Genomic DNA, 7,704 nt, shown 5'->3' on the forward strand with positions numbered 1-7,704 from the left:
GTCCCGCCATCATTTCGTCCTAATTGGGTTATGACGTACGAAATTTCTGGGTGTTCAAGTAATGTGTTTCTTAAATGACTAGCCATTTCATTGGCTTTGTCAAGGGAAAGACCTGCAGGGAGCTCCACTTGTAACCACAAACCCCCTTCATCCAATTCTGGTAAAAACTCACGACCTGCAGTGACTCCAAGAGTAATTACTAAAAGTAAAGTGATTACACCAAGTACATAGGCAATATTAGGGCGTTTGAGAAGTTGCCTCAGGAGTGAACTATATTTATCGGTTAACCAAAGCAGAGGGCGGTTGTGATACATCTTTTGGGGTTTATACAATGCTTTATACGTTAATCCAGGAACCAGTACCAAGGAACAAACTAATGCTCCAAGAAGTGCAAAGCTCATGGTATAGGCCATGGGGGTAAACAATTTCCCTTCAGCATGTTCGAATGCAAACAACGGTAAATAAGCAGAAATAATGATTAGAGTAGCAAAAAAAATAGGACGGGCAACTTGATTGGTAGCCTTTAATGTGTCTTCTACAGAAAGTGTTTGCTCAGGGAACTCTTCTCTACGACGTAAAATAGATTCCATCACGACAATGGCTCCATCGACAATAACACCGAAATCAATTGCGCCTAAGGAAAACAAATTAGCGGGTATTTTAGTAAGATTCATAAAAATAAACATGGATACTAGTGCTGCGGGAATAGCCACTGTGACTACCAGAGCACTACGAAGATTACCTAAAAATACCATCAGTACAGCACATACCATGATTATTCCTTCAATGACCGTATGAATGATTTTATGTTCGGTTAAGTGAACTAAATCATCGCGGTCAATATAAGGAACAATGGTGACATCTATAGATTTTAGCTGTTGTTGCAACTGATTAATTTTAGCATGCAACTCTTCTAAAATCTTGCCAGGGTTTTCACCTTTACGCATAAGTACTATGCCTTGAATGGTGTCAGAATTATGGTTTTTACCTAGAATTCCCTCACGCTCTTTATGTCCAAATTGTACCTGCCCAAGATCTCGAAGCAGTATAGGCATGCCTTTATATTGTGCTATCACTACAGCGCCTAATTCATCCAAAGTGTGAATTTGTCCCATGCCACGTATAATATAACTTTGCTCGCCACGAGAAATACGACCTCCTCCCGCAAAGGCAGAATTATTGTTAATTGCATTGACTACATCATTGAAGGCAAGATTGTAACTTCTTAGTTTAAGTGGATCGACGATGAGTTGGTATTCTTTGGTGAAACCGCCAAAGTTATTCACTTCGGCAATCCCAGGAACTTGTTTTAATTTGGGTATGATTATCCAGCGTTGAATTTCTGATAATTCCATCAGATTTTTAGTGTTTGACTCCAAAGTATAACGATAAATTTCACCCCCAGAACCGGTTAGTGGATTTATGGAAGGCTGGATTCCTGGCGGCAAAATGATTGCATTAAGAATTTCTGAAACGCGCTCACGAGCAAAGTATTCGTCGGCCCTATCTCTAAAAACCATGGTGATCAAAGACAATGCAAAAGTACTGCTGGAGCGTAAAATGGATAAATAGGGTACGCTGACCAGAGCTCGCTCCAAAGGGATTGTGATTTGTTGCTCTATTTCTTCAGCAGCTAATCCTGGTACCTGAGTTGTAATAGAAACTGTGACATCATCAAGTTCCGGATAAGCTTCAATGGTCATTTGTGTACAGGAAATATAGCCATAAAGCCCCAGCAAAAGAGCTGCTCCCCAGGCAATATGGCGTCGCTGAAAACAGAGTGCGATAAGCTTGTTAATCATTAACCAGTATTCCTCCTGCCGTGATTATCCGATCACCTGCTTGCAATCCAGAGTTAATGCGCACGTTAGTTCCATCTTCAGCGCCCAATACCACTACGCGTCTTTTAAAAGTCCATGGGGTTATTTCTATAAAAACTGATGTAGTGTCATTATTCATGAGAATTGCCGACAGTGGGACCATTACTTGCAGTGTTTGTGGAATCTGGATTTTTACTGCAGTAAACATATTTGGTTGCAATTTCATGTCGGAATTATCTAAAGCGATGCGCGATTTGTTACATCGTGTATCTGGATCAATAAGCGCATTAGTAAAGGTTATTTTGCCTTGCCAGGTTTGATTGGGGTAAGCTGCTAGAAAAACTTCCACAGATTGGCCTGTCGTTACTGAGGTAATCAGATTTTCTGGCACACAAAGGGTTACCCAAACTGAATCGATATTGGATAGAGTGAATAGAGGAATAGTGGAATCATTAATGTATGAGCCTATGCCATAGTTAAGCGTGGTAATTTTTCCGTTCATAGGGGCAATAATTTGCAGCTGGCTCTCTTTATTATTCCCTAAAGATTCAAGTGTTGCTTGGGTGCGTTGTAATTCAGCCTGGGCTTGAGTGTAATTGTTTTGCAGTTGTTCTATATCTTTAATCGAATTGGCTCCGACGCGGTTAACCTTTTGTGCACGCTTTAAGGCTTTTTGAACTTGTTTCAAAGCACTTTGAGCTTTAAGTTGATCAGAATAGGCTTGTGCCAGAGCGGCAGATTGCATTACGGCTAAAATCTGATCTTTTTTCACTTCATCTCCAAGACGTACATTCAGGCTGACGAGATGACCGGTTAATGGTGGTAAAATGCTGAGATTGCCTGCTTGATTTCCGTCAACTATTCCAGGGAGTGTTACCAGATGGGGGAGGTTTGACGTGTTAACGGTTTGAACGTTTATTTGGGAACGTAATGGAGAGTTTTCGGGAATTTTGATGCGATTGTTTTCGCGAATTAGAAGCGGTGCATTCGCTGTCTGTTTATTCATGTTGATTGTTTTACAGCATTTGAGAAAAATAATTAAAAGCAGTATTCCTAGCAATAAAACAAGAAATTTCAGCATTTTTTTCTCACGCGGAGAACGTTTCTGATAACGTGCGCGCCAGGTCGAAACCAGTGAATGAATGTCCATAAATCCAATCTTAGTTATTAGAGTTATTGATTGACCATGGTTAACATTTTTTGTTCTAAACGAAGTCCATTTGTCTTTTTATATCATCAACTAAACGCTTTAATTTAGCAAGAATTTGTTGTGGATAACGAGGTTTATACCTTTAGATCCATGAAAAAATCAGAGAAGGAAATGAACATTTATTCTTTGTATTCATTAAACGTAGATCTAGCAAAAAGGTACTATACTTTTTGAAAATTCGTTTATTTTGAAAAAAAGGATATTTATATGTATACGCTTTATTCACAAGGTACGCCTAATGGCATTAAACCGACGATTATGCTGGAAGAATTGGCACAGTCTTATACGCTTAAATTAATTGATATTTCTAAGGGAGAGCAATTTGATCCTAATTTTTCAAAAATTTCTCCTAATAATAAAATACCCGTTTTATACGATAAGGAAAATGATTTTTATTTATTTGAGAGTGTAGCTATTTTACAATATCTAGCGGAAAAACATGAGAAATTTTTATCAAAAAAGTTCATCAAGAAATATCAGGTAGTACAATGGTGTTACTTTCAAGCAGCCCATATTGGTCCAACTTTTGGGCAATTTGGACATTTTCATCGTTTTGCTCCAAAACACGTTCCTTATGCCATGAAACGTTATGCGGATGAAAGTAAACGTTTAATGGGAGTGATGGAACAACAAGTACGCCAGCATCAATTTATAAGTGGGCCAGAATATACTATTGCAGATATGGCAATTTGGCCTTGGGTTTATTGTTTTCAAGAATTTTATCAGCAAATTATTGATGCGAAACAGTTTCCTCATCTGTTAAACTGGTATACCCATCTTGCTAAGCGTCCTGCAATCAAAGCTACCTTAAAAGTGTACAATTGAGCTTAGGAATGAAGCGGATTAAAATTAAGTTGCATCTCTTTATGAGGAATATTGGCATCCATATATTCCTCACTGCATACCACAAAGCCAAGCTTTTCATAAAATGGAATCGCGTGTGTTTGTGAGCTTAATTTGGCTACGGTAACGACCTCATTGTTCAGAAGATCTAATAAAATCTTTTGCATTAGCTTTTTGCCAAATCCCTTGCCTTGATACTTATCTAGAATGGCAAGGCGCTCAATTTTGGCAAAATTACCCATAAAACGAACACGCGCAACGCCGGCAGGTTGTTCATCAATTAGTAAGAGATAATGCTCACTATCTTCATCGTTCCCATCTACTTCTTCACTGATAGGAACATTTTGTCCCTTAACAAAAATCTGATTGCGAATGTCCATGCATTGTTGAATTTCTTTGGCTGAAAAGACTTTTTTTATAAGGAGGGGCATTTAGTTAAATTCCTTTGTCATAGTTTCTTCTTGAGTTCGGGTTATTTCTGACGTTTTTAAGTCAAAGAACCCTATTTTACGGACATTAGCGGGTTGTTTGGCTCTCTCGACATTACCAATATGTTCAAGTCTGACTATTTGTTGTTCAAGTCTGACTATTTGCTTTTCTTGTTTCTCTATAAGCTCAAGATATTTTTGGTTCTGAGCATCATATAATTGGTTTGCCTGTTCCAGTTTTTTCTCTGCTTCACCAAAACGGATAGCCAAGGCAGCAAAACTGACCTCTTTATTTTGTAAAAACTCAGTTAAACGGTTATGAAATTCCTTTTTTTGTGACTCATCAGCAATAGCTATAGCGGAGATATCTTGTGTAACAGTGCTCAAGTAGTCTGCTATTTTTGCTGTTTTTTGTATTTCCTCTTTAAGACCTTTTTCTATTTCAGCAAATTCTTCTATTTTATTAGATAATTGAAGCTGACTTACCTTATAAGCTTCAGTAACTCGTGTTAATTCTTTTTGATTAATCTCCAATAAACTGCCTTGTTCAATTACTTGTTTGCTAAGGTTACATGCAGTTTCTTCTAATTTTTCTTTAGTTATTTTTAAAGAGGAAATCAATTCAGCTGCTGCAGTTATTTCTCCAGTTAATTGCGTTATTCCATTATTTAACTGGTTAACATTTATTTTAAGTAGTTCATTTTCAGCAGTAAATTTCTTCACTTCCATGGTTACTTTCTGGCTTATGATGTCGAGAGCGGTAATGGTTAGCTCCATAAAATCGGCTAAATTCAGAATGCCTTTAGCTAAATTTTCAGTAACGTTGTTGCCACACTTATGGTGATCATCAAGGACGATTCCACCGCTAGTATAAACAATCGTTGTAACGCCGCAAATGGCCAAAAGAAAACTAAGATGGGCAATAATCCCTAGGATTAACGTGGGTAGAGTTAAGGCAACGCCACCTAAAATTTTCTGCCATAGCGGAAGTTTACCCCAGAATTCAGCAGTGCGTGAAAAAATGCTTGGATTTTTTTCCATACTTTGAATGGTTACCCGCAAACTTTCCTTGATTTTTTTAAATATTTCCTGGGTAATGATAATTTTTTGAAAGTTGTTCTGTTCATCTGATTGAGCTGCTTTTAATAAGGCGGAAACTTCCTCTTCACTGATAACCGGCACCACATCAGCATTCACTTTTTTTATTTTATCTGCATTAATACTCAAATTATTTTGGTGAACGGGCTCTTTTTTATTGATAGACATACAGTTATATCCTAAGTAATTGGGGCCGGTTGAAATTTATCAAAGTTAGCATAATGTGAAAAGAGCCTAATGATTTTCCACTTACTTTTATTTTTAATCAAAATATTCGATAAAACAAGGCTTATTTTATAATGAAATCAAAAGGTTGCTATGATTTTTTGTGAGCTACAAGTATAAAAAATACTCAATTAGGAATTATTAATATAATGTAGTTAAAATAAATTGGCTATGTTGCTTAGAAACACTTCACTTTATTCCTACTTTTTTAACAGGAATGGCACGTAATTTAGCCAATCAGATGTTAATGCTCCAACAACCACACAGCTAGTTATCACGTTGCTCATTTAAATACTCAGGTAAAAATCCACATGCTTGCATTCGCCACATTTTGGCATAATATCCATCCAGCCGCATTAATTTCTCATGTGTTCCATCTTCAATAATCTGCCCATTATCAAATACCAAAATTCTATCCATTGCGGTGAGCGTTGCCCAATTAGTTCTACAAAAAAAGAAATACATTGTATCAATGCTCATTATGATTGGCCTATTATATATAAAAAGAAAATGAAAACCTCATGGGTGTTATTTTTTTTGATTATGAAGGAGAACATGTTGATCGGTTAAAGAGTGCTTATGATGTTCCAACGGATAAGCCGCAAGATCTAAGCTCAATCATATAATATATTATCGAGAATGCAGTAAACTTAGGCAAAATTAATCAAAACAAAATAGTATTACATTGAAACAGTCACTCATAAATCAAGGTATTTAAATGGTGCAAAGTGAGAATAAATTTTCCAGATTATTGGTGCTTGATGTTTTTCGTGGCATTACAATCACGCTCATGATATTAGTAAATAGTCCTGGCAACCGTACATCGTTCGCCATACTCGGCCATTCAGTATGGAATGGTTGCACGCTAGCCGATCTGGTTTTTCCATTTTTTATATTTATTGTGGGAGTTTCCTCGGTTTTAACGTTAGCTAAGCAACGCGCACAGGGTTTTTCTGTGAGTTTTTTATTGATAAAAATCATAAAGCGAACGATTTTTCTTTTTTCTCTTGGTTTATTACTTAATGCAGCATCTTTGCACAATGAATGGTCGACCCTTCGATTTTTGGGTGTATTACAGCGAATTGCGATTTGTTATTTTTTTACCTCATTATTGTATTTAACAACTCGTTTCCAAACACAAGCGATTATATTATCTATTTTATTGATTGGCTATTGGTTAGCAATGACCTTATTGCCGGTTCCTGGTTATGGTTCACATCAGTTTACAATGGATGGTAATCTTGCAGCCTACATTGATAGATTACTCATTTCACCACGTCATCTTTATACCAATACCTTTGATCCAGAAGGACTGTTAAGTACGCTTCCTGCAATTGCGACGGCACTATTAGGAAACTTACTCGGTGCTTGGTTGCTTTCAAGCAATAGCTCCTTAAAAAAATTAACTGGAATGATTTTTATAGGCGTTGCTGCAGCAATAACAGGCTGGTTCTGGGGTTCGATTTTTCCAATTAATAAGGCATTATGGACAAGCTCGTATGTTTTATGGACAGGAGGATTAGCTATTTTAACCTTTGCATTATGTTATTGGTTTATAGAAATTAAACATTGGCAGAAATGGTCGCGGCCATTTGAAATTTTTGGCGTGAGTGCGTTGGCGGCCTATGTTCTTCACGTTATGTTTTTAAAAATTCAAGCGATGATATTAATCCCTACCTCAGATGATACCATGGTTAACCTGCGATTATTCATTACGCAAACATTGTTTCCTATCTCCGAATTAAAGGTTGCGTCATTATTATATGCTTTGAGCTATACTTTCTTTTGGTTTTTAATCATTACATTGATTTATCAGAAGAAAATGGAGCTCAAAAGGTCGTGTTAAATTGAGTGCGTATTATTAAACGTGCTACTCGTATGCGGTGCTGATGAGGTAGTATCCGATTCTTGTAATGTGAACGGTAAATAGGGAGTAATTTTTTCCCTCGCTGTAGGCCAAGGAAGGTCGAAGACCGAGGCCTGTAGTCCCTGGTAGCCTTAGGGCCGGATGTTTTGCCGTAGGCAAAATATAAGGCATACGAAAAGGCGTCAGTCATTGTGGAAGTGCTATTTTTTAGTC

The 7,704-nt window shown here is 37.2% G+C and carries 7 protein-coding genes; 2 read left to right on the plus strand and 5 right to left on the minus strand.

Translation table 11 applies throughout. The features are described from left to right. Both WA877_RS07920 and WA877_RS07925 read right to left on the minus strand, forming a co-directional pair. Positions 1 to 1,802 (minus strand): efflux RND transporter permease subunit (locus tag WA877_RS07920; protein ID WP_425170376.1); only part of this gene is annotated, 1,802 nt, incomplete at its 3' end. Then, entirely contained in the window at positions 1,795 to 2,970 is a 1,176-nt protein-coding gene (locus WA877_RS07925; protein ID WP_425170377.1) for an efflux RND transporter periplasmic adaptor subunit, read from the minus strand. The genes WA877_RS07925 and WA877_RS07920, both read right to left, overlap by 8 nt. 267 nt (positions 2,971 to 3,237) lie before the next feature. On the opposite strand from WA877_RS07925, the gene WA877_RS07930 reads away from it, so the two are divergent. Next, positions 3,238 to 3,855, plus strand: coding sequence for a glutathione S-transferase N-terminal domain-containing protein (locus WA877_RS07930; RefSeq protein ID WP_425170378.1), 618 nt, complete (start codon positions 3,238 to 3,240; stop codon positions 3,853 to 3,855). 2 nt (positions 3,856 to 3,857) lie between these two features. Here the strand turns inward: WA877_RS07930 and WA877_RS07935 are convergent, their stop codons facing one another. From WA877_RS07935 to WA877_RS07945, 3 genes are all read right to left on the minus strand, one after another. Continuing rightward, positions 3,858 to 4,304, minus strand: a complete 447-nt coding sequence (locus WA877_RS07935) for a GNAT family N-acetyltransferase (RefSeq protein ID WP_425170379.1) — start codon at positions 4,302 to 4,304, stop codon at positions 3,858 to 3,860. Next, positions 4,305 to 5,567: a LegC2/C7 family Dot/Icm T4SS effector gene (locus WA877_RS07940; protein ID WP_425170380.1), complete on the minus strand. Its 1,263-nt coding sequence runs from the start codon at positions 5,565 to 5,567 to the stop codon at positions 4,305 to 4,307. It lies immediately after the preceding gene. A 324-nt stretch (positions 5,568 to 5,891) separates the two neighbouring features. Beyond that, positions 5,892 to 6,104 carry a hypothetical protein gene (locus WA877_RS07945; protein WP_425170381.1) on the minus strand — a complete coding sequence of 71 codons (213 nt, stop codon included), beginning with the start codon at positions 6,102 to 6,104 and terminating at the stop codon, positions 5,892 to 5,894. Positions 6,105 to 6,342: 238 nt separating this feature from the next. On the opposite strand from WA877_RS07945, the gene WA877_RS07950 reads away from it, so the two are divergent. Then, positions 6,343 to 7,470, plus strand: a complete 1,128-nt coding sequence (locus WA877_RS07950; RefSeq protein WP_425170382.1) for an acyltransferase family protein — start codon at positions 6,343 to 6,345, stop codon at positions 7,468 to 7,470. Positions 7,471 to 7,704: the final 234 nt, after the last annotated feature.

This window comes from Legionella sp., assembly GCF_049790535.1.
In the GTDB taxonomy this organism is placed as follows: Bacteria; Pseudomonadota; Gammaproteobacteria; order Legionellales; family Legionellaceae; genus Legionella.